The following is a 23,112-nucleotide window of genomic DNA, read 5'->3' on the forward strand; positions in this document are numbered from 1 at the left end:
GGCGGTTTTGGCATTGCAGGTGAGTCTTACTTTTTTTATGCTACTGTCGTGCGAATCAGATAATCAAACGAACTTAACGAGGCCTTCGCGCCTTCACCGGTCGCGATGATAATCTGCTTATACGGTACGGTGGTGCAGTCACCGGCAGCGAAAACGCCTTTCACGCTGGTTTCGCACTTGGCATCGATGATGATTTCACCCATACGGTTACGTTCAACGGCGCCTTCGAGCCAGTTGGTGTTCGGCAGCAGACCAATCTGAACAAAGATACCTGCCAGTTCCACATTGTGAACATCGCCGCTCACACGGTCACGATACTCCAGGCCAGTAACTTTGCTGCCATCGCCTTTCACTTCTGTCGTTTGCGCATTCAGAATGATGTCGACGTTTTTCAGACTGCGAAGCTTATTTTGCAGCACCTGGTCGGCCTTCATTTCAGGAGCAAACTCCAACAGCGTCACATGTTCAACAATACCTGCCAGGTCGATAGCCGCTTCAACGCCGGAGTTACCGCCGCCAATCACTGCAACACGCTTGCCTTTAAACAGCGGGCCATCACAGTGCGGGCAGTAGGTTACGCCTTTGGTGCGATACTGATCTTCGCCCGGAACGTTCATGTTGCGCCATTTCGCGCCGGTGGCGATGATAATGCTACGTGCTTTCAGCACCGCACCGGAGGCCGTTTCAATCTGATGCAAACCGCCTTCCTGCGCTGCTGGAATGAGTTTGCTCGCGCTCTGGCTGTCAATCACATCGACATCATAATCATCAACGTGTGCTTTCAGCGCACCTGCCAGTTTCTGACCTTCAGTTTTCGGTACTGAGATATAGTTTTCAATATCAACAGTATCAAGGACCTGACCGCCAAAACGTTCGCCCATCAGACCGGTGCGAATGCCTTTACGTGCAGAGTACACTGCTGCCGCCGCACCTGCAGGACCAGAACCGACAATCAATACGTCATAAGCATCGCGCTTATTCAGCTCTTCAGCCGCACGTTTTTCTGCGCCGGTATCCACTTTCGCCACGATCTCAGTCAGCGTCATACGCCCCTGACCGAACTCTTTGCCGTTCATAAATACCGCCGGAACGCCCATCACGTTACGATCGGTGATTTCGTTCTGGAATGTACCGCCGTCAATCGCCGTATGCTTGATACGTGGGTTCAACACCGCCATCAGGTTCAGCGCCTGCACCACGTCCGGGCAGTTATGGCAGGAAAGTGAATAATAGGTTTCAAATTCAAAATCACCGTCGAGATCGCGGATCTGCTCCAGCAACGTCTGCGCCTCTTTTGACGGATGACCACCGGTCCACAACAGCGCCAGCACCAGAGAGGTAAACTCATGACCCAGCGGAGAACCGGCAAAACGCGGTCCCTGGTGAGAACCGGGATTGGTAATCAGGAACGATGGCTTACGCACCGCCAGAGTATTGTCTTCTTTGAAGGTGACTTTTTCTGACAGTTCAGCAATTTCAGTCAGCAGTTCCTTGATTTCTGCCGATTTAGCGCTGTCATCCAGCGTCGCAATCAGCTCAACAGGTTTGGTCAGTTTCTCAAGGTAAGCCCTGAGCTGGGTTTTCATATTTGTGTCGAGCATTCTTCTTCCCTCTCTGAAAACATCATCATGCAAGCCGATTTTGCGGGACTGCATTAATGCAACTTGCGTCATGGTGCTGGAATGAAACAGGCGCAAATTTGCGCCTGTGGAATGCCGGATGCACTAGGTTTATCCGGCCTACAAACTATGCGACTTAGATTTTACCAACCAGGTCCAGAGATGGCGCTAAGGTTGCTTCACCTTCTTTCCATTTTGCCGGGCAAACTTCACCTGGGTGGGAAGCGACGTACTGTGCTGCTTTGATTTTACGCAGCAGGTCAGACGCATCACGGCCGATACCTTCAGCGGTAACTTCGATTGCCTGGATGATACCCTGCGGGTCAACAACGAAGGTTGCGCGGTCAGCCAGACCTTCATCTTCACGCATGTTGTCGAAGTTACGGGTCAGGGCGCCAGTCGGGTCGCCGATCATCGCGTATTTGATTTTCGCGATGGTTTCAGAGCTGCTGTGCCATGCTTTGTGGGTGAAGTGGGTGTCGGTAGACACGGAATACACATCTACGCCCAGTTTCTGCAGTTCTTCATAGTGGTCTGCAACGTCACCCAGCTCGGTCGGGCATACGAAAGTAAAGTCAGCCGGGTAGAAGAAGAAGACGCTCCAGCGACCTTCGGTATCTTTCTCGGTTACTTCGATGAACTCACCGTTTTTGAACGCCTGGTTTTTGAAAGGTTTAATTTTGGTATTAATCAAAGACATCTGTACTTCCTCCGTGTTTTCGTTGAGAGATAAGTTAACGAAAATCTCTTCGCAGGGCTAATGCGTTTCCTTTATCAAATCAATAAGCGTTAACTAACAACCCACTCAAACTCATGTTGTGAACCTAAAGATAAAAGTAAAAAAGGCCCCCTTTGCAGGGAGCCTCATTACCCGAGCTACCCGCAGGTAACGTCAGTGCCAGCAGGGCTGGCTATGTGTTGCGCTCTACATTACCTTAACAAAGGTCGTAACAGCGATAGGGATTACATCACCCAACTAAAGAAAGGGCAATCGACAGACCGTCGATCTTACCTATGGCTGTGATAGGTTTTGCAATTAAGCCCACTTTCCTGCTGATTTTATAAGGAAAATCAATGTTTAAACGCACCTTACTCTTAACTCTTCTCCCCGCTATCGTGCACGCAGAGGAGCTCCCTGCCCCTGTTAAAGCCATTGAGAAACAGGGAATTACGATCCTGAAGCCCTTCGACGCACCGGGTGGAATGAAAGGCTATCTGGGAAAATACCAGGACATGGGGGTCACTATCTATGTCACGCCTGACGGTAAACATGCCATCTCCGGCTACATGTATAATGAAAAAGGAGAAAACCTCAGTAATGCGCTCATAGAAAAAGAGATCTATGCCCCTGCCGGACGTGAGATGTGGCAGCGAATGGAAAAAGCGTCGTGGATTCAGGACGGGAAAAAAGAAGCCCCGGTCATCGTTTACGTGTTTGCCGATCCCTTCTGTCCTTATTGCAAACAGTTTTGGCAGCAGGCGCGCCCATGGGTAGATTCCGGTAAAGTTCAGCTGCGTACGCTGCTGGTTGGCGTGATCAAGCCCGAAAGCCCGGCAACTGCTGCTGCGATCCTGGCATCCAAAGATCCGGCCAAAACCTGGCATGACTATGAAGCATCCGGCGGGAAAATGAAGCTGGAAATCCCCACGCCTGTCCATCCAGAACAGATGAAAGTACTGAATATCAACCAAAAACTCATGGATGATTTAGGTGCTAATGTGACGCCCGCGATCTACTACATGAGCAAAGACGATACGTTACAACAGGAAGTGGGATTACCCGATAAAGATAAATTAAATATTATTATGGGAAATAAATAAAGGTAACAGAATGAGTGATTGTTATGGTTCTCATTTCAATCACTCTTTAAAATGTATTTTTATCGTAACCATCAAGCAATCTGTGTTATTTTAGTTTAAGTTAATTATTCATTAAGCCATAAACATAAACTCTAAGAATGATTAGAATTTAAATTATTCAACAATTGAATTATCCTATACATTACCATCACAGGAAGGTATGCATGGCTAACCTCTATGACCTCAAAAAATTCGATCTTAACCTGTTGGTAATTTTTGAATGTATTTATCAACATTTGAGCATCAGTAAAGCTGCGGCAACACTGTATATCACCCCTTCAGCCGTCAGCCAGTCATTACAGCGACTGCGTACACAGTTTAACGACCCCTTGTTTATTCGCTCAGGCAAAGGCATTACGCCTACGGTCACAGGGGTAAACCTTCATCTTCACCTTGAAAAAAATCTCAATAATCTGGAACAAACCATCAATATCATGCACGGTTCCAGCCTGAAAAATAAATTCGTCATCTACAGTCCACAAATTACAACCAACCTGAATGTGACATCTTTAATTAATAGCCTCAGAGAAAATTCAGATATTGAAATTGAGCATCATGATATATTAATGTCAGCAGAAACGGCCGAAAACATCCTTGCCTATCGTAAAGCCGATCTGGTGATTACAACAACGCCGGTCCACAACCGTTCTATCGTATGTACTCAATTCAAGATCATTGACTGTGTTTTAGTGTGCAGTGGCAACCATCCCAGAATAAATGAGACGAGCACACTCGAACAAATCCAACAAGAGCAATTTACATATTTTTCCTCTGAAGATCAGGGTATTAAAGATTATCGTTCCCGTGCCAGCGAATCGATGGCATTCCATAAAGTAGGTTTTAGTAGCGACTCCTTACTCTCGATTGCTAACGTTATCGCCAGTACGGATATTATTGGTGTAATCCCCAGACAAATTTATGAAATTTATCAGCCAGCATTGAAATTTAAAGAAATTAAAACCGATTTTGAATTACCAAAAGTAAAATTATTCATAATGTATAACCGGGCATCATTGAATAACAAAGCCTTCGCAGAATACATAAGCAAACTATCCTTGGATAGTTAAGGATAACATGATTAAAAGCACATTATAATTCATATAAAATATACAATAACAAAATAGCATGCAAATAATGAATATATTTAAATATTGCATGTCGCAAGAAAAAGCCTATCTTATTACGGACATTTATTATGGCTGCAAATAATAAAAATTCGATATGGATTTGATATGTCTGTTTATAAAATACCGTTGGATAAAAATGTTCTGCAAGCAGCACAGGAACGCATTACCTGGACGCTTGAGACTCTACCGCGTGTCTGCGTTTCTTTCTCTGGAGGTAAAGATTCGGGGTTGATGTTACATCTGACCGCCGCCATTGCCCGCCAGTTACAGAAAAAAATAAACGTCTTATTTATCGACTGGGAGGCTCAGTTTTCCTGCACTATCGACTATGTCCAGGCGCTACGCGAGAATTATTCCGATGTCATCGAAGAATTTTATTGGGTTGCATTGCCGCTGACGACGCAAAATTCACTGTCACAATTTCAGCCTGAATGGCAATGCTGGGAGCCGGGTACTCAATGGGTTCGCCAACCGCCTGCAGATGCCATTACCGATCCCGAGTTTTTCTCTTTCTACCAACCCGGTATGACTTTCGAGCAATTTGTTCGTGAGTTCGCTGAATGGTTTTCGCAGAAACGACCGGCCGCCATGATGGTCGGGATCCGCGCCGATGAGTCATATAATCGTTTCGTCGCCATTGCGAACTCGAAAAAACAGCGTTTTGCCGATGACAAACCCTGGACCACCAGCGCCCCCGGCGGGCATACCTGGTATATTTATCCGATTTATGACTGGAAAACTGCTGACATCTGGACGTGGTTTGCGAAGTCAACGCTCCCGTGTAATTCCCTGTACAACCTGATGTATCAGGCGGGGGTTCCCACGCGATACATGCGTATCTGCGAACCCTTTGGACCAGAACAACGCCAGGGGCTGTGGCTTTACCATGTTATTGAGCCTGAACGCTGGGCAATGATGTGCTCCCGCGTCAGCGGGGTAAAAAGTGGCGGGATATATGCTGGTCAGGACAACCATTTTTACGGTCACCGCAAAATATTAAAACCCGAACATTTAAGCTGGCAGGAATACGCCATGCTGTTATTGAAGAGTATGCCGGAAACGACCGCTGAACATTACCGCAATAAAATCGCCGTCTATTTACAGTGGTATAAGAAAAAAGGCATGGAGAATATCCCACAAACCCAGGAAAGAGATATTGGTTCAGTGGATATTCCGTCATGGCGGCGTATCTGTAAGGTCCTGCTGAATAACGACTATTGGTGCCGGGCTCTCTCATTTAGTCCAACGAAACCCAAAAACTATCAACGCTACAATGAGCGCATGAAAACAAAACGCCAGGAATGGGGACTCTTATGCAACAGCGATTAACTCAGGAACTCCTCGGCTTTCTTTCTGGTTTATCAGAACCAGAGAGAATTGAAGCCATAAATGAATTCAGAAAGGCAATACACAGCGTCAGTCCCTTTCGCGAGGAGCCCGTAGATTGCGTACTTTGGGTTAAAAATGATCATATTTCACCCAATGACTACAACCCCAATAACGTTGCGCCACCGGAGAAAAAGCTGCTGCTGAAGTCCCTCGAAGCTGACGGGTTTACGCAGCCCATTGTAGTGGTTCACTCAACGGCTGAAGAATACGAAATTGTCGACGGTTTCCACCGCCACGAGTTAGGTAAAGCCAAAGCCTCACTGAGGCCCAGGCTGAAAGGATATCTGCCGGTTGCCTGTTTAGAACGCGAACGCCATGAGCGTATGGCGGCAACCATTCGCCACAACCGCGCCCGCGGGCGTCATCAAATCCACGCCATGTCCGAGATTGTCCGCGAGCTATCGCAACTGGGCTGGAGTGAAGAAAGAATTGGCAAGGATCTTGGTATGGACAGCGACGAGGTGTTACGCCTGAAGCAAATCAACGGCCTGCAAGCGTTGTTTGCTGACCGTCGATTCTCCAAAGCCTGGACTGTGAAATAGCTACAACGAAACCAGACGCTCGGCTGCCGCTAACAGCGTCGATTCTTGCTTGGCAAAACAGAGGCGAATCAGTTTATGCGGGAAAGGATCGGCGCAGAACACCGACAGCGGAATTGCCGCAACGCCCACTTCAGTGGTCAGCCACTGGCAAAACTCCACGTCGTTAAGCGAGGAAACGGCGCTGTAATCGACCAGTAAAAAGTATGTGCCTTCACACGGCAGAATTTCCAGTCGGCTGTCACGCAGCGCGTTCACTAACACGTCGCGTTTTTTCTGATAAAACGCGGGCAGTTCGCGATAGTGTGCCGGATCTTCTCGTAGCATATCCGCCAGTGCGAGCTGAGCCGGCGTGTTGACGGAAAACGTCAGATACTGGTGCACTTTTCGTAGCTCAGCGCTAATGGCGGCTGGCGCAACGCAGTATCCGACCTTCCAGCCGGTCATATGGTAGGTCTTACCAAACGATGAAACAGCAACAGCGCGTTCCCGCAGCTCTGAATGTGCCAGCACGCTGGCATGCCCCTGTTTGGCGAAACAGATATGCTCATAAACTTCGTCGCTGATGACAAAGATCTCGCGTTCTTTAATCGCCTGCCACAGCGCGTCAAAATCGGCGTGATGCCACACGGTGGCAGAAGGATTATGTGGCGTGTTCAGGATAACCAATCGGGTACGGTCGCTGAGTAAGGCACCAAACGCCTGCCAGTCGACGCGAAAAGCTGGTGGTTGCAGGGCGATACGTTTAACCACACCGCCGGATAATTCAACCGCAGGCGCATAGCTGTCGTAGCTCGGGTCGAAACAAATCACCTCATCACCAGGGCGCACCAGCGCAGTGATCGCGGCATACAATGCTTCCGTTGCCCCCGCCGTGATGGTCACTTCACTATTCGCGTCAGGTTTATAGCCGTACAGGTCTGCCGTTTTATCCGCGATGGCTTCGCGCAGCGGCTGCACGCCCGTCATCGGCGCATACTGGTTTGCGCCATGCGCGACGTGATACGCCAGACGCTCTTGCAAAAAGAGTGGACCGTCAAAATCAGGAAACCCCTGCGAGAGGTTAATGGCCTGATGCTGCTGCGCCAGTGCACTCATTTGCGTGAAGATAGTGGTGCCCAGATTAGGCAGTTTGCTTTGCGGAATCAGCGGGTTATTACTCATTATTGTTATCCCAGCGTGTGATGTTGTGGTTGAAGCCACTATAGCACGATGCTAGTATTTGGCAATCAAGACGTTCAGACGTCTATATAAAAATAACCTGCCTGGACAGGACAGCCAAAAGGACAACACAACATGAGTAATACCGAAATTCGCGTCGTCACCGGCCCAGCTAACTATTTTTCCCATCCTGGTAGTCTGTCGAGACTGAACGATTTTTTCTCTGCCGACCAACTTTCACGCGCCGTGTGGGTTTATGGTGAACGCGCCATCGATGCGGCCCGCCCTTACCTGCCAGAGGCTTTTCATCTTGCCGAGGCTAAACGCCTGCTGTTTACGGGACATTGCAGCGAAACCGATGTTGCTCAACTGGCAAAAGAGTCGGGAGAGGATCGCAGTGTGGTGATTGGCGTGGGTGGCGGTACATTACTCGACACCGCTAAAGCGTTGGCCCGTCGTCTGGATCTGCCGTTTGTCGGTATTCCTACTATCGCGGCGACCTGCGCTGCCTGGACGCCGCTCTCTGTCTGGTATAACGATGCGGGCCAGGCACTACATTTCGAAATTTTCCCTGACGCGAACTTCCTCGTGCTGGTCGAACCCGAGATCGTTCTCAATGCGCCAGAAGAATACTTACTGGCGGGGATCGGCGACACGCTGGCAAAGTGGTATGAAGCCGTCGTGCTCGCACCTCAGCCGGAAACACTGCCATTGACAGTACGTCTGGGTATTCAAGCCGCGCAGACCATCCGCGACGTCCTGCTGGAAAGCAGCGAGCAGGCGCTGGCAGACAAACAACAAGGCACGCTAAGCCGCACGTTTTGCGATGTGGTGGATGCGATTATTGCCGGAGGCGGCATGGTTGGTGGTCTGGGTGAGCGCTACACACGCGTGGCGGCGGCGCATTCTGTTCACAATGGCCTGACCGTCCTCCCACAAACCGAGAAGTTTTTACACGGCACCAAAGTGGCGTACGGCATCCTGGTGCAGAGCGCGCTGCTGGGACAAGATGACGTGTTGGCGCAGTTAATTACCGCTTATCGGCGATTCAACCTGCCAACCCGATTAGCTCAACTGGAAGTGGACATCAATAACCGCGCCGAAATCGACAAAGTGATTGCGCACACTCTGCGCCCGGTGGAGTCCATTCACGCCCTGCCGGTAACGTTAAAGCCGGAGACACTGCGCGCAGCATTCGAAAAGGTAGAGTCGTTTACGGTGTGATTATGGTGCGGGTTGCCTGATGGCGGCTTCGCCTTATCAGGCCTACGACGACAAATTACGCCAATACGATGTTGTAGGCCGGATAAGCGTCAGCGCCATCCGGCAAAAAAATCAACAGCACTTCGCGCCACCTTTCCCGCCATATCGCGCATCCTGGCGCTCGCGGAAAAATTCTTCGTAGGTCATTGGCGTCTGGTCCGGATGCGTGACGCGCATATGTTCAACATAATTGTCGTAATCCGGCACACCTATCATTAATCGGGCGGTTTGACCTAAATACTTCCCGGCTTTGGCGAGTGTTTCAAACATAGTGTTTCCCTGTCGTACAAACGCCCTCCCCGTTCAGGAGAGGGCTCGTTGGTAAAGAGAATATTAGTGCGCGCCTTTCGCCTGCGCCACGATCTCTTCGACATTCTCAGGCATCGGCTCGTACGGTGTCTCTTTCGAAGTTGGTTTGTCCTCTTTCAATGCTGCCAGCGCAGTTTTGATGGAGAACAGACCCAGCACCACAACGACGACCATGAAGAAGATGGTAAGACCCGCATCCAGGCGGTTGTTAAACACCAGTTGCGTCAGCTGCGACTGGGTGTACTGCGCCGGAATGTTACCGCTGTCGATCATCGCCTGGAACTTGTTGGCGATAGCCAGGAAGCCGATTTTCGCATCCGGGCTAAACGCTTTCTGCCAGCCAGCGGTCAGGGTACAAATCAGCAGCCAGGCGGTTGGGACCAGTGCCACCCACGCGTAGCGCTGGCGTTTCATCTTGAACAACACCACAGCACAGAGCATCAACGCCATACCGGCCAGCATCTGGTTAGCGATACCAAACAGCGGCCACAGGGTATTAATACCACCCAGAGGATCCACCACGCCCTGGTGTAAGAAGTAACCCCAGGCCAGCACGCACAGCGCTGTAGCCAGCAGGTTTGCAGGCAGCGAATCGGTACGTTTCAGGCTCGGTGATACCACGCCCAGCAAGTCCTGCAGCATAAAGCGCGCGGCGCGTGTACCGGCATCTACCGCCGTCAGAATAAACAACGCTTCAAAAAGAATGGCGAAGTGATACCAGAACGCCACATCCATCATGCCGCCCAGTGCGCCGTGCAGAATGTACGCCATCCCGACGGCCAGCGTCGGCGCACCACCTGCGCGGGAGATGATGGATTGCTCACCCACTTCATTGGCGATTTGATGCAGGGTGTCTGGCGTAATGGCAAAGCCCCAACTGCTGACTACCTGTGCCGCAGAAGCCACTACGTCAACCGTGCCCGCAGGAGCCAGCACCGCCATCGGGCTGTTCATTGCAAAGTACACGCCCGGATCGATGATGCACGCGGAAACCAGCGCCATAATGGCGACAAAGGATTCCATCAGCATTCCGCCGTAGCCGATAAAGCAGGCCTGCCCTTCATTAGCCAGCATCTTCGGCGTGGTGCCGGAGGAGATCAGCGCATGGAAGCCAGATACCGCACCACAGGCAATGGTAATAAACAGGAACGGGAACAAGTTACCGGTCCAGACCGGGCCAGTACCGTCAACAAACTTGGTCAGCGCTGGCATGGTCAGCGTTGGACGCATGATCAGAATCCCTACCGCCAGGCCAACGATGGTGCCGATTTTCAGGAAGGTAGAGAGGTAATCACGCGGGGCCAGCAGCAGCCACACCGGCAGGACGGCGGCAACAAAACCGTAGCCCACCAGCATCCACGTCAGCTGTACGCCGGTAAAGTCAAAGTACGGTGCCCAGGTCGGGCTTTCAGCCACCCAGCCGCCGGAAATAATGGCAAACACCAGGAACACCAGACCGATGACCGACACTTCACCAATGCGGCCCGGGCGCAGATAGCGCAGATAAATTCCCATGAAGATCGCCAGCGGGATGGTGAACGCTACGGTGTAGGTTCCCCACGGACTGTGGGTCAGCGCTTTCACGACAATCATCGCCAGTACTGCGAGAATAATCACCATGATCATAAAACAGGCCACCAGCGCAATAACGCCCGCCGTTGGGCCCATCTCTTCTTTCACCAGTTCGCCAAGGGAACGACCATCGCGACGGGTAGAAACAAACAGCACCATGAAGTCCTGCACCGCACCCGCCAGTACCACCCCGGCGAGCAGCCAGATCATCCCCGGCAAATAGCCCATTTGCGCCGCCAGCACCGGTCCAACTAACGGACCCGCTCCGGCAATTGCCGCAAAATGGTGACCAAACAGCACTTTTTTATCGGTGGGAACATAATCCAGACCGTCGTTATGGCGCACGGCTGGCGTCATACGCGTCGGGTCAAGCGCCAGTACATTTTTCGCGATGTACAGGCCGTAGAAACGGTAAGCGATAAGGTAGACACAGACCGACGCCACGACTATCCACAACGCGTTGATCTGTTCACCACGATTTAATGCGATATAGCCGAGGGCAAATGCTCCCATAACGGAGAGCACTGTCCAGACGAGGTACTTCCCTGATTTGTTCATAGTTGTTATCCGTTGTCCGATCCAGAGAGATGTTACATTTTGTTTCTATAACATCTTTTCTGAATTTAACAACCTGACAACCATGCAAACCCGAAGTATCACTGAGTATTTACATTGCATTGTTAACTAGATCACTTCATTTACCTGTTAACTCTGCAATTTCATTTTACTTTGCCGGGTGATCTCACCCCATCACTGCAGTGCCTAAACGACAGGTGCAACAGCGTCGTCCCTGCTCATCAAAGATGACGATTTCCCAGCTTTGATTTTGACGCCCAAGGTGCAGCGGCTGGCAAACGCCGCGCACTTTCCCTTGCGATACCGCCCGATGATGCGTGGCGTTGAGTTCCGTCCCCACTACGCATTGCCCGTCTCGGGTCATCAGATAACCCGCCATTGAACCCAGCGTTTCCGCCAGGGCCGCGGATGCGCCGCCGTGCAGCAGGCCAAATGGCTGATGCGTGCGGCTATCCACCGGCATTTCGGCTTCCAGCACATCATCACCCAGCCGGGTGTAGACCATGCCTAAATGCGCCACCATCGTGTTCTGACTGGTGGCATTGAGTTCATCCAGCGTTAAATGACGCTTCCAGATCATCGTCATGCCCCCAGCGTGGAACCGCCGTCCACCACGATATCCTGTAACGTAATGTGGCTGGCCAGATCAGAGGCGAGGAATAAAATAGTGTTAGTGATCTCTTGTGGCCGGGCGATTTTCCCCAGCGGAATCCCGAGTTTAAACTGCTCGCCAAATCCACGAATGCGCTGTTGCTCCGCGTCATCGCTAACCCACAGCGTGCGCTGCATATCGGTGTCGGTCGAGCCTGGCGACACCACATTACAGCGCACACCGCTGCCCGCCAGTTCAAGTCCGACGGTCAGCGCCAGACTTTTCAACGCGGCTTTTGACGCGCCGTAAGCACTCATGCCGATACGCGGCGTGTGCGCCGCATCCGACGCGACGGTCACGATCGCCCCGCCCTGCTGGCGACGAAACTGCGCCATCGTCTGCTGAAACAGATTGAACGCCCCGCCAACGTTAACCGCAAACGTCTGCTGCCACTCCTCAGCGCTCAACGCATCTGTGGCCCCCATACGCAAAATACCTGCGGCATTGACCAACACATCTAAACGCTCGCGCGCTTTGAGGACACGCTGGCACACCTCAGCTACCTGTCCGGCATTCGCCACATCCAGCACTTCGGTCGCAAACGGGTAGTTATCCTGAGGAAATTCGCGATCGAATCCTGTCACCTCAGCACCAGCCTCCGCAAATGCCAACGCCGTGGTGTAGCCAATCCCTTTACCCGCGCCGGTTACCCAGACGGTTTTCCCGGCAAAATCAAATCCAGCCATTACTTCACCTCGCGGGAGAGCAGCGCCCACCAAGCGTCAATGGTCGGTTTTTTCGCCAGCATCACGAAATCAATGTCACCATGAACCTTACGCCAGCGCGCCGCCAGCGCCATCATGCGCACGGAATCCAGCCCGTAGTCGATCAGGTTTTCGTCATCCATCGGCTCTTCAGACTCATCCAGCAACGGCAGAATAACGCTGCGCAACGCATCTTTACTGGTCGGGACCGGTGTCGGCAATAATTCCTGGGTCATTACCACACGCCCGGAACGTCCCGCCACGTATTTCAGCGACATCAGGTGTTCGTCACGGCTAAAGTCCGCCAGCGCATCGGCAACCATAAACGGCTTGATGTCACGCATGAAGGCGTCCGTTGCGGTGGTCATACAGCCGATATGCGCATACACCCCGGTAATGATCAGTTGATTACGCCCGGTTTCCTTGAGCATCTGTTCCAGCGGGGAACGATGAAATGCGCTATAACGCCATTTCACCAGAATGGTATCCGCTTCATCCGGCGCCAGCGCCTCAACGATCTTTTGTTGTTCCGGGGAACGCGTCAGGCCCGGTCCCCACATATCATTGAGCAGAGCGCGGTCTTCATCACTCTGTTCTTTCGGCTGAGCGGTGTAATACACCGGAATGTTATGCTCTTTGCAGTACTGGCGCAGCGCGGCGATGTTCGCGACGACCTGCTCCATCATCGGGCAGTTATCGCCCCAAAAGCCGATAAAATAATCCTGCATGTCGTGGATCAACAGCGCGGCGCGTTCAGGGTCAAATGCCCAGTCGACTTTGTTCACCGGAACATCGAGCGCCGTTGGTAGCGCATAAGCCTGCAGTTTAGGAATTGCCATTTCTATTTCTCCTTCAGGCCAGTGAACGTGATGCCAGCCACTGACGTAATTGTTTTTTATCTACCTTCCCCACTGGAGTCAGCGGTAATGACTCAACGCACTCAACACGATCGGGTAATTTGAATTCCGCTATGCCCTGTTCGCGTAGAAAACGGCGCACCTGCACCGCGCGCAGCGGCTCTTTCACCACCAGCCAGGCACAGCTTTTCTCACCCATCAGTTCGTCTTCCATACTGACCAGCGCGGCATGGATAACCATTGGATGGCGCAGCAGCAGGTTTTCAATCTCTTCAGCGGCGATCTTCTCCCCGCCGCGATTGATCTGATCCTTTTCACGCCCCTGAACGGTGATGTAACCATCCGGATCGATAGCGATCAGATCGCCGGAACAGTAAAAGCCGTTGGCGTCAAAGGCGCTGGCATTATGCTCAGGACTTTTGAAGTAACCGCGGAAGGTGTACGGACCACGCGTCATCAGGCGTCCGGTCTCTCCCTGGGCTAAAGGGTTGCCGTCAGCGTCTGCTACCCAGACTTCATCATCGGGACACATCGGGCGACCCTGGGTATTGATGATGCGCTCAGGACTGTCGTCCAGACGGGTATAGTTCACCAGCCCTTCCGCCATGCCGAAGACCTGCTGCAACTGGCAGCCAATCTCAGCCGGAATACGTGCCGCAAGCGTGGCGGAAAGTCTCGCGCCACCGACCTGAAGCAGTTTCAGCGAAGCCAGTTGCGCATTACTGCCCCACTCCGCAATCGCCTGCAACCACAGGCTCACCGCAGGTGGCACCAGCGCCGTGACGTTAACCTGATGCTGTTCAATCAGCGGGAAACACAGAGTGGCACTCGGGTCAGCCGCCAGCACCACAGTGCCGCCAGCCAGGAATACGCCCAGCGCGCCTGGCGAACTCATGGCGTAGTTATGCGCCGCCGGGATTGCGCATAAATAACGCGTTTCCCCGGTGAAGCGGCAAATCTCATTGCTGCGACGTACGCTGTAGTAGTAATCGTTATGAGTGCGAGGAATCAGCTTTGGCGTCCCGGTCGTCCCGCCAGAAAGCTGGAAGTACGCCACCTCATCAGCAGGCGATGGCGTGGCGGAAAAATCTGTCGCAGGCTGGTTTATCGCCGTTTGCAGATTGTGTTCACCTTCAGCGTTGCGCAGTAACACCACGCGCACTGAATTGTGTTCGGCCACAAAAGCGTTAAGAAAATCGTCGCCGCTAAACAGCGTATGCTGGCGATCGGCAATCAGCAGTGCCGGCTCAATCTGTTTGGCGTAGGCGTTGAGTTCGTTACGCTGATGGCTGAACAGCGCCAGCACTGGAGCTACGCCCAGCTTGAGCAGCGCAAAGAAGGTGATATACAGCTCAGCCACATTGCCCAGTTGTACCAGCGCGGTTTCGCCGGGTTTGATCCCCTGGCAACGCAAACTGCAGGCAAGATTGTCAGCGGCCTGATTCAGCTGGCGATAGCTCAGATGGCGTTCACCATCAATAACCGCCGTATGGTCGCTGTCGGCGTGACGGGTCAGAATGTCGGTCAGCGGCAAATCCTGCCAGTAACCTTTTTCACGATACCTGCGGGCAAACTCTTCCGGCCAGCGGGTGAAAGGAATACTCATTATTGCTCCTTAAAGCCAGTCCACAAGGCTCTTAATGCAGTCCAAAAACATTCAACATCGTGGAGAGCTTGGCCCCCGTTTCACGCCATTCCGCAACCGGGGAAGAGGCTGGAACAATTCCTGCTCCGGCAAAAAAACGCACCTGATTGCGCAGCAGCTTCGCACAGCGGATCGTCACCACCCACTCACCGTTACCTTCGGCATCACACCAGCCGACAATACCGCCGAACAATTCACGATCGAACGGCTCCAGCTCGGCGATAAGCTTGCGCGCAACCTGATGTGGGAAGCCGCTTAGCGCAGGCGTCGGATGCAGCAGGCACGCCAGCGTCAGGGCGTTTTCCTGCGGGTTGGCTTTACCTTCAAACGGCGTGCCGAGGTGCCAGAGCGTCGGCGTGGTAACCAGCTGCGGAGAAGAAGGCAGTTGCAATTCACGGCTGCGATCGCGCAATACCGTTTTCATCGCCTGCGTCACCAGTTCGTGCTCATGGCGGTCCTTCTCAGACGCCAGCAGGCGGATCCCTGCTTCGCGATCCAGCACATCATCAGGCTGACGACGTGCAGAGCCCGCCAGCGGCAGAGAACTGAAACGATCGCCTTCTTTGCGCAGTAGCAGTTCCGGACTGGCACCAATCAATACGCCGCCGTCTTCAATCGGTACATGGAAGTTGTAGCTCGCTGGATTTTGCGCCACCAGACGCTCCAGCAGCGCACCGCTGTCAATGTTGGCATCGGCGGTGATATCGATCAGGCGTGACAACACCACTTTGTCGACTTCCGGAGTGGACGTCAGCGCAGCCGCCCGGGCGACCATATCTTCAAAAAAGTCCTGTTCCGGGATCGATTTACGTTCAACGACGTTCAGCGACTGATGCGCGGTAAAGTAACGTGATGATTGCTGCTTCGCCGTACGAGAGAAGCTCTGCCATGATTGGGGAATAAACAGCGATGATGGCTGGCGGGTATCAAAGGGAATCGCCCCGACCATGACAGGGTTCGCGATGCCCTGCGATTTGGCATCAGCAAACAGTGCGTTCATTTTCTGTTGGAAAGGGCTGTCTGGCGAATCGCCATCAATTGCCGGTTCCGCATAGCGGGCGAAGCATCCTGACGTCGTAAAACTACGGTACGGCGACATAAAGAAAAAACTGTCGGGAGCGAGCGTCGGCATAGTCTGCGTTTTTTCCTCGGCCAGTGACGTATCCATATCATCCTCCAAAAATGATAAAGGCTCTAATAATGATTATCATTTATATTTTCGGTCGCTAACCTAAAAGTAAAGCGGCGGTATGTCAACTCTTGTGGTAGCACAATGTGCGACTTTGGCTTGCATCCTTGCTCGCTAACAATGAAAATGAGAAGCATTACTCATACTGATAACAGGAAGCCGATTCGTGAGTCTCCCCTCTTTTTGCCGCACCGTGCTCTTACTGGCAGGTTTATCTCTTTCAGGAATTTCTTCAGGTCACGCCGCCGACTGGCCGCGTCAGGTTACTGACAGCCGCGGCACGCATACGCTTGAGCATAAGCCGCAGCGAATTGTCTCCACCAGCGTGACCCTCACCGGCTCGCTGCTGGCGATTGATGCTCCGGTCATTGCCAGCGGTGCCACTACGCCGAACAATCGCATCGGCGATGCACAGGGCTTTTTACGTCAGTGGAGCGAAGTAGCAAAAGAACGCAAACTGAGCCGCCTGTATATCGGCGAACCGAGCGCCGAGGCCGTCGCAGCTCAAATGCCGGATCTGATTCTGGTAAGCGCCACTGGGGGAGATTCTGCCCTCGCGCTATACGATCAGCTGTCCACCATTGCGCCAACGCTCATCATTAATTACGACGATAAAAGCTGGCAGTCGCTGCTGACCCAGTTAGGTGAAATTACCGGTCAGGAGCAACAGGCAGCTGCGCGAATTGCCGAGTTTGATAAGCAACTGCAGGCGGTTAAGCAACGTATTACCCTGCCACCACAGCCGGTCAGCGCGCTGGTATATACCGCCGCGGCGCACAGCGCCAACCTTTGGACGCCTGAGTCAGCGCAAGGCAAGCTGATGGAGCAGTTAGGTTTTACGCTGGCAACGCTGCCTGCCAACTTGCACACCAGTCAGAGTCAGGGCAAACGCCACGATATCATCCAGCTTGGCGGTGAGAACCTGGCGGCAGGCCTGAACGGCGAAGCGCTGTTCCTGTTTGCTGGCGACAGCAAAGATGCCGACGCTATTTACGCCAATCCGCTTCTGGCGCATCTGCCAGCCGTGCAGAATAAACGCGTTTACGCCCTGGGTACGGAAACCTTCCGTCTCGACTACTACAGCGCTACGCTGCTGCTGCAACGTCTGTCGGCTCTGTTTTAATGTTCAGCGCCGGATGCGGCTCACGCCTTATCCGGCCTACAAACCATAGAGCACAATGCGATCAGGCATTCACAGGGACCTGCCGGAATCGGCGCACTTCTCCCAACAACAGCAGCAGTAACAGACCGACAATCACCAGCCCAAATCCACTCACGCTTGCCGAAGCAACCGGCGTCATCATCGCGCCCAGACCACCTAACAACGCCGCGCCAATCGCATCGCCGGTGACGTTTTGCGCCGTCCACAAACCGTTAATTCGTCCGAGCATCGCTTCCGGCGTCTGCGTCTGTAACAGGGTGTACTGCAACAAAGAGCTGACCGCACTCAACCAGCCAAACAGCGCCAGACAAACCACACCAAGCTGCCAGACGGGCATCAAGCCAAACAGGCCGATAGCCAGAAATGAAGCCACGGTCGATGCCAGCATAATCAGTCCCGGGCGAACGCTGTGCGCCAGTTGTCCGCTGGTCAATGCGCCCACGGCTGCCCCCAGCGGAATAGCCGCATACAGCAGGCCAATTTGCGCACTCGACATGTGCCAGTTAATCGCCAATGCCGGATACAGCACACGCACGGCGCTCGCCATGGTTAACAGACCACCGAGCAGCGCAATGCCGCCAATCAGCGGGCTGGCAAGCAGAAAGCGAAATGCTGCCAGCAGCGATTTCAGCGGATGCTCGCGCGGCTGCGGCGGAGGCGGCAACGCAGGAAGGCTCAGCAACGGTAGTAAGGTAATGAAGGTTCCCGCCGCCGCCAGTCCGTAGTTCCAGGCCACGCCGCCAGTCGCGAGCAGCACCCCGCCAAGCATCGGTGAAATTACCGATCCCAGACGCACCGTCAGCATGGTAATCGCCCCGGCCTGCATCAAATTCTCGCGCCCAACCAGCGCTGGCGTCGCAGCCAGCAATGCGGTCACGCCCAGAGAGGCAAAGAAACCATCCCATAAGCCAAGCAGATAAATCGCCAGCAACGACGGTTCGGGCAGCAGCGCATTCAGACACAGGCCAATAAAGCCAATACCACAGGTTCCACGCGCCAGCAGGATCACTTTTTTACGCTCATAGCGGTCGGCCAGCACTCCGCCCACCATCAGGCCAATAAACATTGCGCTACCGGTCAACGTCACCGACAAACCCACCTGCCAGGTCGACTGGGTCATCATCTGGATCTGTACCGGAACCGCCACGCCGAGTAGCCCCAGAGAGACAATGGAAATAAAACGGGCGAGGAAGACAGCGCGAAATGCTGGGTGGGTCTTTAACAGGCTGAGATTGAGCAGCCAGGATTGTCGATTCATTACAGAGCCTTACCAGGTACTTTTTCAATATCCATTCGATGGCTGCACATGCTAACATATCCAAATAAGATCGATAACGATAATTACTATCATTATCAGGGAAGTTGATATGTCATGCTCTGTTTCCGCGACACGCGCCTTCGCCGTGCCCGGACTATTGTTATTACTTGTTCTCACCACGGTATTAAGTCTGGTTATTGGCGCCAAGTCGCTACCTGCCTCCGTGGTGCTGGATGCGCTCACCGGCAGTTGTCAAAGTGCTGATTGCACCATCGTGCTGGACGCGCGCCTGCCGCGCACGCTGGCGGGGCTGCTCGCCGGTGGTGCGCTGGGCCTGGCTGGCGCACTAATGCAAACGCTCACGCGTAACCCTCTCGCCGATCCCGGCATTCTGGGTGTCAACTCCGGCGCCAGCTTCGCTATTGTGCTGGGGGCCGCGCTGTTCGGCTTTTCCTCTGCGCAAGAACAGCTGCTGATGGCCTTTTGCGGTGCGCTGGCTGCATCGCTGATCGTAGCTTTTACCGGTAGTCAGGGCGGCGGGCAGTTAAGCCCGGTACGTCTGACCCTGGCGGGCGTCGCGCTGGGCGCGGTGCTGGAAGGATTATCCACCGGCATCGCCCTGCTCAACCCGGACGTTTACGATCAGCTGCGTTTCTGGCAAGCCGGCTCACTGGATATCCGCAGCCTGCAAACGCTGAAAGTTGTGCTGGTACCGGTACTGATTGCCGCGGCTGTCGCACTGTTTCTCAGTCGCGCTCTGAATAGCCTGAGTCTCGGCAGCGACACCGCTACCGCGCTTGGCAGTAAAGTCGCTCGCACGCAATTTATTGGCCTGCTGGTTATTACCGTACTGTGCGGCAGTGCGACCGCGATTGTTGGTCCTATCGCCTTTATCGGCCTGATGATGCCGCACATGGCGCGCTGGCTGGTGGGGGCGGATCACCGCTGGTCACTGCCCGTAACCCTACTGGCAACGCCTACTCTGTTACTGATTGCCGATATAATCGGTCGCCTGATTGTCCCCGGCGAGCTGCGCGTGTCGGTAGTCAGTGCTTTTATCGGTGCACCGGTGCTTATCTTTCTGGTACGCCGTAAATCGCGTGGGGGTGGCGCATGATGCACCTCTCCCGCCGCCTGATAATCAGCAGCCTGCTGCTGGTTGCAGGTTGTCTCGTCATTGGTTTGTGGAGCCTGCGTAGCGGCGTTGTTACGCTGGAAACCCAGCAAATTATTGCCGCCCTGCTCGGCGATGCGCCGCGCAGTATTACGCTGGTGGTGACCGAATGGCGTTTGCCACGCGTGCTCATGGCGCTATTAATTGGCGCGGCTCTCGGCGTGAGCGGCGCAATATTTCAGTCGCTGATGCGCAACCCGCTGGGCAGCCCGGATGTGATGGGTTTCAATACCGGAGCCTGGAGCGGTGTGCTGGTGGCAATGGTGCTGTTCGGACAGCATCTCACCGCTATCGCGCTGGCGGCCATGCTGGGTGGGATTCTGACTTCTCTGGTGGTCTGGGCGCTCGCCTGGCGCAATGGGATCGACACCTTCCGGCTGATTATTATCGGTATCGGCATTCGCGCCATGCTGGTGGCGTTCAACACCTGGCTACTGCTGAAAGCATCATTAGAAACCGCGCTGACGGCCGGGCTGTGGAACGCCGGATCGCTCAATGGCCTGACCTGGGCCAAAACCTGGCCTTCTGCCCCGCTGATTATCATCATGCTGGTGTGCGCCGCGCTGCTGGTACGCCGGATGCGCTTACTGGAAATGGGTGATGACAGCGCCTGTGCGCTTGGCGTCAGCGTTGAGCGCTCACGTCTGATGATGATGCTGGTTGCGGTGGTACTGACCGCTGCCGCCACCGCGCTGGCCGGTCCTATCTCGTTTATTGCTCTTGTCGCGCCGCATATCGCGCGACGTATAAGCGGTACATCGCGCTGGGGATTAACCCTGTCGGCGCTGTGCGGCGCGTTGCTGTTGCTGATGGCGGATTTATGCGCCCAACAGCTGTTTATGCCTTATCAGCTTCCGGTGGGCGTTGTCACCGTAAGCCTCGGCGGTATTTATCTTATCGTCTTGTTAATTCAGGAGTCCCGCAAAAAATGATCGAATCAGTAGCCCGTTTGCGTGGCGACCAGTTAACGTTGGGTTATGGCAAGTTTACCGTGGCGGAAAACCTCAATGTGTCGATTCCCGACGGCCATTTCACCGCGATTATCGGGCCAAACGGCTGCGGGAAATCAACACTACTGCGCACGCTGAGTCGTCTGATGACGCCCGTGCACGGCAAGGTCTGGCTCGACGGCGAGCATATTCAGCACTATGCCAGCAAAGAAGTCGCCCGCAGAATAGGTTTGCTGGCGCAAAACGCCACCACGCCGGGGGATATTACGGTACAGGAGCTGGTTGCCCGCGGACGCTACCCACACCAGCCGCTGTTTACCCGCTGGCGGCAAGAGGATGAAATTGCGGTCTCAAACGCCATGCAGGCGACGAGTATCACCCACCTGGCATCACAAAGTGTGGATACCCTTTCCGGCGGACAACGTCAGCGTGCATGGATTGCGATGGTGCTGGCGCAGGAAACGTCGATTATGCTGCTCGATGAACCCACCACCTGGCTGGATATCAGTCATCAGATCGATCTGCTGGAACTGCTGAGTGAGCTAAACCGGGAAAAAGGTTACACGCTGGCCGCCGTTTTGCACGACCTGAATCAGGCCTGTCGCTATGCAACACACCTGATCGCGCTGCGTGACGGAAAAATTATTGCCGAGGGTGCACCGAAGGAGATCGTCACCGCGCAGCTTATTGAAAAAATCTATGGACTGCGCTGTATGATTATCGACGATCCGGTTGCCGGAACGCCGTTAGTGGTGCCGCTTGGACGCAACAAATAACACGCGTTACAGTATGGCGGCCAGCTTGCCGCCATACGACAATTCATCACACCAGTTGCTGATCAATAAACGTCATTTTTTGCTTACGCGACATCATGGCATGGTTCAACAGAACACCACCACACGCCACCATTCCCCCCAGTAATGCGGCCAGAATAACGATCATTGATTTAGCCGGACCGTCTTTTTTCACCGGCAGCGAAGGTGAAAGTTGATATTTAAACGGCGTAAATGTTACGTCACCCACATTCATCGCTAACAGTTGCTCAACGTGGTACTGGCGATTACGTAATTCACCGTTAATTTCAGCAACATCCGTTACTGATTTTTCTATTTCTAATTTACGTTCGATGCCGTCAGCACCCAGTGAAATAGAGAAATCGGGGTCATCCTTCACCGCCTGGCCATTACTGTAGACCGGCTTTTTAATCCCGGCGGCATTGGCGATCTCCAGCGAGTAGTTCAGTCGCTGGATATTTGCTTCCAACTGGTTTTTGAGCCTGACGCGATCCATCTCCAGTCTTTCTTTTTCATAACTGGTTTTGATGGACAATTTATTGCGAATATCTTCCAGCGTTTCTTTCACCACAAGGGCAGAAATATACTGGATATATCCCTTCAGCACTGACTGGGCTTCTTCGGCCTGAGGTGCGGTAAAACTCAGTGTCCATGAGGTATACAGCGAAGTTTCGTTCTTCTTACCCAGGTTAGTATCAACCGCTTTCATTTTCTCACTGAGCCTGACAATTGCCTGATGCAACTCCATTTCGTCGATATCAGCGCCCTTCAATTGCGCCATCACGTAAGGCGAAGAGCGCAGGTACTCTTCTAACAATGAAGGCGACTGGAATTTTTTGATAAACAGGTTAAACACATCATCACGGCTAACGCTAATATCCATATCCAGCACGCGCAATTTGGTCAGCGTATTCTCTAATCCCTGCCATTGAACCGCTTCCGCCGGCGTCACGACGGCCTGACTGGTCCATTTTTGTGGCAGCAGAAAAGAGACCAGAATACCCACACAAGCAAAGGCGAAAACGGTCGCTATAATTTTCGTTCTTGCACGCCATAAGATTTCGATTAGATTCACTAAATCGATTTCATTTGCGTTTGCCGTTGGCTGAGGATACCCAGTAAATTCCGAAACGTTATCTTGCTTTATATTTAATGATGACATGTTGTGTGACCTGAAAACTTTCCTAAAAGAAAAACATTCCTGTGGGAGAAGTCTACCAGCTAGTCAGATTTATCCGAAACATTCTTTGTGCTTGTCGCCCTACCAAAAATTATATTCGGAATTTATTCACCCCTTTCATCCCCTTGCACT

General features: G+C 53.1%; 21 protein-coding genes. 9 read left to right on the top strand and 12 right to left on the bottom strand.

The window, feature by feature from the left end; genetic code table 11:
• Positions 1-35 precede the first annotated feature (35 nt).
• Complete coding sequence (gene ahpF / locus OGX90_RS21710; RefSeq protein WP_020996553.1) at positions 36-1,601, bottom strand: alkyl hydroperoxide reductase subunit F; 1,566 nt, start codon at positions 1,599-1,601, stop codon at positions 36-38.
• A gap of 154 nt (positions 1,602-1,755) precedes the next feature.
• A complete protein-coding gene (ahpC, locus tag OGX90_RS21715; protein WP_002894394.1) occupies positions 1,756-2,319 on the bottom strand; it encodes an alkyl hydroperoxide reductase subunit C in 564 nt (187 codons plus the stop codon).
• Positions 2,320-2,693: 374 nt separating this feature from the next.
• On the opposite strand from ahpC, the gene dsbG reads away from it, so the two are divergent.
• From dsbG to OGX90_RS21735, 4 genes are all read left to right on the top strand, one after another.
• Positions 2,694-3,440: a thiol:disulfide interchange protein DsbG gene (dsbG, locus tag OGX90_RS21720; protein ID WP_111465930.1), complete on the top strand. Its 747-nt coding sequence runs from the start codon at positions 2,694-2,696 to the stop codon at positions 3,438-3,440.
• Positions 3,441-3,643: 203 nt separating this feature from the next.
• On the top strand, positions 3,644-4,546 hold the full coding sequence (gene citR / locus OGX90_RS21725) for a DNA-binding transcriptional repressor CitR (protein WP_048235900.1): 903 nt from the start codon (positions 3,644-3,646) through the stop codon (positions 4,544-4,546).
• Between the two features lie 165 nt (positions 4,547-4,711).
• Positions 4,712-5,935, top strand: coding sequence for a phosphoadenosine phosphosulfate reductase (locus OGX90_RS21730; RefSeq protein ID WP_286585331.1), 1,224 nt, complete (start codon positions 4,712-4,714; stop codon positions 5,933-5,935).
• On the top strand, positions 5,920-6,537 hold the full coding sequence (locus tag OGX90_RS21735) for an IbrB-like domain-containing protein (RefSeq protein ID WP_032942666.1): 618 nt from the start codon (positions 5,920-5,922) through the stop codon (positions 6,535-6,537). Before OGX90_RS21730 ends, OGX90_RS21735 begins: the two co-directional genes overlap by 16 nt.
• Here the strand turns inward: OGX90_RS21735 and OGX90_RS21740 are convergent, their stop codons facing one another.
• On the bottom strand, positions 6,538-7,698 hold the full coding sequence (locus OGX90_RS21740; protein WP_128611424.1) for a pyridoxal phosphate-dependent aminotransferase: 1,161 nt from the start codon (positions 7,696-7,698) through the stop codon (positions 6,538-6,540).
• A 132-nt stretch (positions 7,699-7,830) separates the two neighbouring features.
• Here OGX90_RS21740 and OGX90_RS21745 point away from each other — a divergent pair, with 132 nt between their 5' ends.
• Positions 7,831-8,919 (top strand): oxidoreductase, encoded by a 1,089-nt coding sequence (locus OGX90_RS21745; protein WP_286624674.1) that lies wholly within the window; start codon positions 7,831-7,833, stop codon positions 8,917-8,919.
• Positions 8,920-9,030: 111 nt separating this feature from the next.
• On the opposite strand, the gene OGX90_RS21750 is transcribed toward OGX90_RS21745, so the two are convergent.
• The 7 genes from OGX90_RS21750 to entC form a co-directional block, all read right to left on the bottom strand.
• Entirely contained in the window at positions 9,031-9,228 is a 198-nt protein-coding gene (locus tag OGX90_RS21750; protein WP_003022064.1) for a YbdD/YjiX family protein, read from the bottom strand.
• Between the two features lie 63 nt (positions 9,229-9,291).
• Positions 9,292-11,397, bottom strand: coding sequence for a pyruvate/proton symporter CstA (cstA, locus tag OGX90_RS21755; RefSeq protein WP_008784063.1), 2,106 nt, complete (start codon positions 11,395-11,397; stop codon positions 9,292-9,294).
• A gap of 184 nt (positions 11,398-11,581) precedes the next feature.
• On the bottom strand, positions 11,582-11,995 hold the full coding sequence (gene entH, locus OGX90_RS21760) for a proofreading thioesterase EntH (RefSeq protein ID WP_003022055.1): 414 nt from the start codon (positions 11,993-11,995) through the stop codon (positions 11,582-11,584).
• A gap of 2 nt (positions 11,996-11,997) precedes the next feature.
• A complete protein-coding gene (gene entA, locus OGX90_RS21765) occupies positions 11,998-12,753 on the bottom strand; it encodes a 2,3-dihydro-2,3-dihydroxybenzoate dehydrogenase EntA (protein WP_032942661.1) in 756 nt (251 codons plus the stop codon).
• Positions 12,753-13,610, bottom strand: coding sequence for an isochorismatase (locus OGX90_RS21770; RefSeq protein WP_003831197.1), 858 nt, complete (start codon positions 13,608-13,610; stop codon positions 12,753-12,755). Before OGX90_RS21770 ends, entA begins: the two co-directional genes overlap by 1 nt.
• Before the next feature lie 13 nt (positions 13,611-13,623).
• The gene (entE, locus tag OGX90_RS21775) at positions 13,624-15,234 is read right to left on the bottom strand and encodes a (2,3-dihydroxybenzoyl)adenylate synthase EntE (protein WP_137377144.1); all 1,611 of its coding nucleotides are present in this window, start codon (positions 15,232-15,234) and stop codon (positions 13,624-13,626) included.
• Between the two features lie 31 nt (positions 15,235-15,265).
• Positions 15,266-16,441: an isochorismate synthase EntC gene (entC, locus tag OGX90_RS21780; RefSeq protein ID WP_048235908.1), complete on the bottom strand. Its 1,176-nt coding sequence runs from the start codon at positions 16,439-16,441 to the stop codon at positions 15,266-15,268.
• A gap of 187 nt (positions 16,442-16,628) precedes the next feature.
• On the opposite strand from entC, the gene fepB reads away from it, so the two are divergent.
• Positions 16,629-17,585 (top strand): Fe2+-enterobactin ABC transporter substrate-binding protein, encoded by a 957-nt coding sequence (gene fepB / locus OGX90_RS21785; RefSeq protein WP_044699495.1) that lies wholly within the window; start codon positions 16,629-16,631, stop codon positions 17,583-17,585.
• A gap of 61 nt (positions 17,586-17,646) precedes the next feature.
• Here fepB and entS read toward each other — a convergent pair whose 3' ends face one another.
• Positions 17,647-18,882 (bottom strand): enterobactin transporter EntS, encoded by a 1,236-nt coding sequence (gene entS, locus OGX90_RS21790; RefSeq protein ID WP_111465939.1) that lies wholly within the window; start codon positions 18,880-18,882, stop codon positions 17,647-17,649.
• Positions 18,883-18,991: 109 nt separating this feature from the next.
• Between entS and fepD the strand changes: the two genes are divergently transcribed.
• The 3 genes from fepD to fepC are packed head-to-tail and all read left to right on the top strand — an operon-like array spanning position 18,992 to position 21,782.
• Positions 18,992-19,999 carry a Fe(3+)-siderophore ABC transporter permease gene (gene fepD / locus OGX90_RS21795; protein ID WP_032942654.1) on the top strand — a complete coding sequence of 336 codons (1,008 nt, stop codon included), beginning with the start codon at positions 18,992-18,994 and terminating at the stop codon, positions 19,997-19,999.
• On the top strand, positions 19,996-20,988 hold the full coding sequence (gene fepG / locus OGX90_RS21800) for an iron-enterobactin ABC transporter permease (protein WP_008784056.1): 993 nt from the start codon (positions 19,996-19,998) through the stop codon (positions 20,986-20,988). Before fepD ends, fepG begins: the two co-directional genes overlap by 4 nt.
• The gene (fepC, locus tag OGX90_RS21805) at positions 20,985-21,782 is read left to right on the top strand and encodes an iron-enterobactin ABC transporter ATP-binding protein (RefSeq protein ID WP_286574340.1); all 798 of its coding nucleotides are present in this window, start codon (positions 20,985-20,987) and stop codon (positions 21,780-21,782) included. Before fepG ends, fepC begins: the two co-directional genes overlap by 4 nt.
• 46 nt (positions 21,783-21,828) lie before the next feature.
• On the opposite strand, the gene wzz(fepE) is transcribed toward fepC, so the two are convergent.
• Positions 21,829-22,962, bottom strand: a complete 1,134-nt coding sequence (gene wzz(fepE) / locus OGX90_RS21810) for an LPS O-antigen length regulator Wzz(fepE) (RefSeq protein WP_286574339.1) — start codon at positions 22,960-22,962, stop codon at positions 21,829-21,831.
• Between the last annotated feature and the right edge of the window lie 150 nt (positions 22,963-23,112).

The sequence above is a fragment of the Citrobacter sp. Cpo012 genome (assembly GCF_030333015.1).
In the GTDB taxonomy this organism is placed as follows: domain Bacteria; phylum Pseudomonadota; class Gammaproteobacteria; order Enterobacterales; family Enterobacteriaceae; genus Citrobacter; species Citrobacter portucalensis.

Excerpts from the sequence above, each read along its gene's own strand:
- ahpF (WP_020996553.1), bottom strand. The coding sequence starts at position 1,601 with ATGCTCGACACAAATATGAAAACCCAGCTCAGGGCTTACCTTGAGAAA.
- ahpC (WP_002894394.1), bottom strand. The coding sequence starts at position 2,319 with ATGTCTTTGATTAATACCAAAATTAAACCTTTCAAAAACCAGGCGTTC.
- dsbG (WP_111465930.1), top strand. The coding sequence starts at position 2,694 with ATGTTTAAACGCACCTTACTCTTAACTCTTCTCCCCGCTATCGTGCAC.
- citR (WP_048235900.1), top strand. The coding sequence starts at position 3,644 with ATGGCTAACCTCTATGACCTCAAAAAATTCGATCTTAACCTGTTGGTA.
- OGX90_RS21730 (WP_286585331.1), top strand. The coding sequence starts at position 4,712 with ATGTCTGTTTATAAAATACCGTTGGATAAAAATGTTCTGCAAGCAGCA.
- OGX90_RS21735 (WP_032942666.1), top strand. The coding sequence starts at position 5,920 with ATGCAACAGCGATTAACTCAGGAACTCCTCGGCTTTCTTTCTGGTTTA.
- OGX90_RS21740 (WP_128611424.1), bottom strand. The coding sequence starts at position 7,698 with ATGAGTAATAACCCGCTGATTCCGCAAAGCAAACTGCCTAATCTGGGC.
- OGX90_RS21745 (WP_286624674.1), top strand. The coding sequence starts at position 7,831 with ATGAGTAATACCGAAATTCGCGTCGTCACCGGCCCAGCTAACTATTTT.
- OGX90_RS21750 (WP_003022064.1), bottom strand. The coding sequence starts at position 9,228 with ATGTTTGAAACACTCGCCAAAGCCGGGAAGTATTTAGGTCAAACCGCC.
- cstA (WP_008784063.1), bottom strand. The coding sequence starts at position 11,397 with ATGAACAAATCAGGGAAGTACCTCGTCTGGACAGTGCTCTCCGTTATG.
- entH (WP_003022055.1), bottom strand. The coding sequence starts at position 11,995 with ATGATCTGGAAGCGTCATTTAACGCTGGATGAACTCAATGCCACCAGT.
- entA (WP_032942661.1), bottom strand. The coding sequence starts at position 12,753 with ATGGCTGGATTTGATTTTGCCGGGAAAACCGTCTGGGTAACCGGCGCG.
- OGX90_RS21770 (WP_003831197.1), bottom strand. The coding sequence starts at position 13,610 with ATGGCAATTCCTAAACTGCAGGCTTATGCGCTACCAACGGCGCTCGAT.
- entE (WP_137377144.1), bottom strand. The coding sequence starts at position 15,234 with ATGAGTATTCCTTTCACCCGCTGGCCGGAAGAGTTTGCCCGCAGGTAT.
- entC (WP_048235908.1), bottom strand. The coding sequence starts at position 16,441 with ATGGATACGTCACTGGCCGAGGAAAAAACGCAGACTATGCCGACGCTC.
- entS (WP_111465939.1), bottom strand. The coding sequence starts at position 18,882 with ATGAATCGACAATCCTGGCTGCTCAATCTCAGCCTGTTAAAGACCCAC.
- fepD (WP_032942654.1), top strand. The coding sequence starts at position 18,992 with ATGTCATGCTCTGTTTCCGCGACACGCGCCTTCGCCGTGCCCGGACTA.
- fepG (WP_008784056.1), top strand. The coding sequence starts at position 19,996 with ATGATGCACCTCTCCCGCCGCCTGATAATCAGCAGCCTGCTGCTGGTT.
- fepC (WP_286574340.1), top strand. The coding sequence starts at position 20,985 with ATGATCGAATCAGTAGCCCGTTTGCGTGGCGACCAGTTAACGTTGGGT.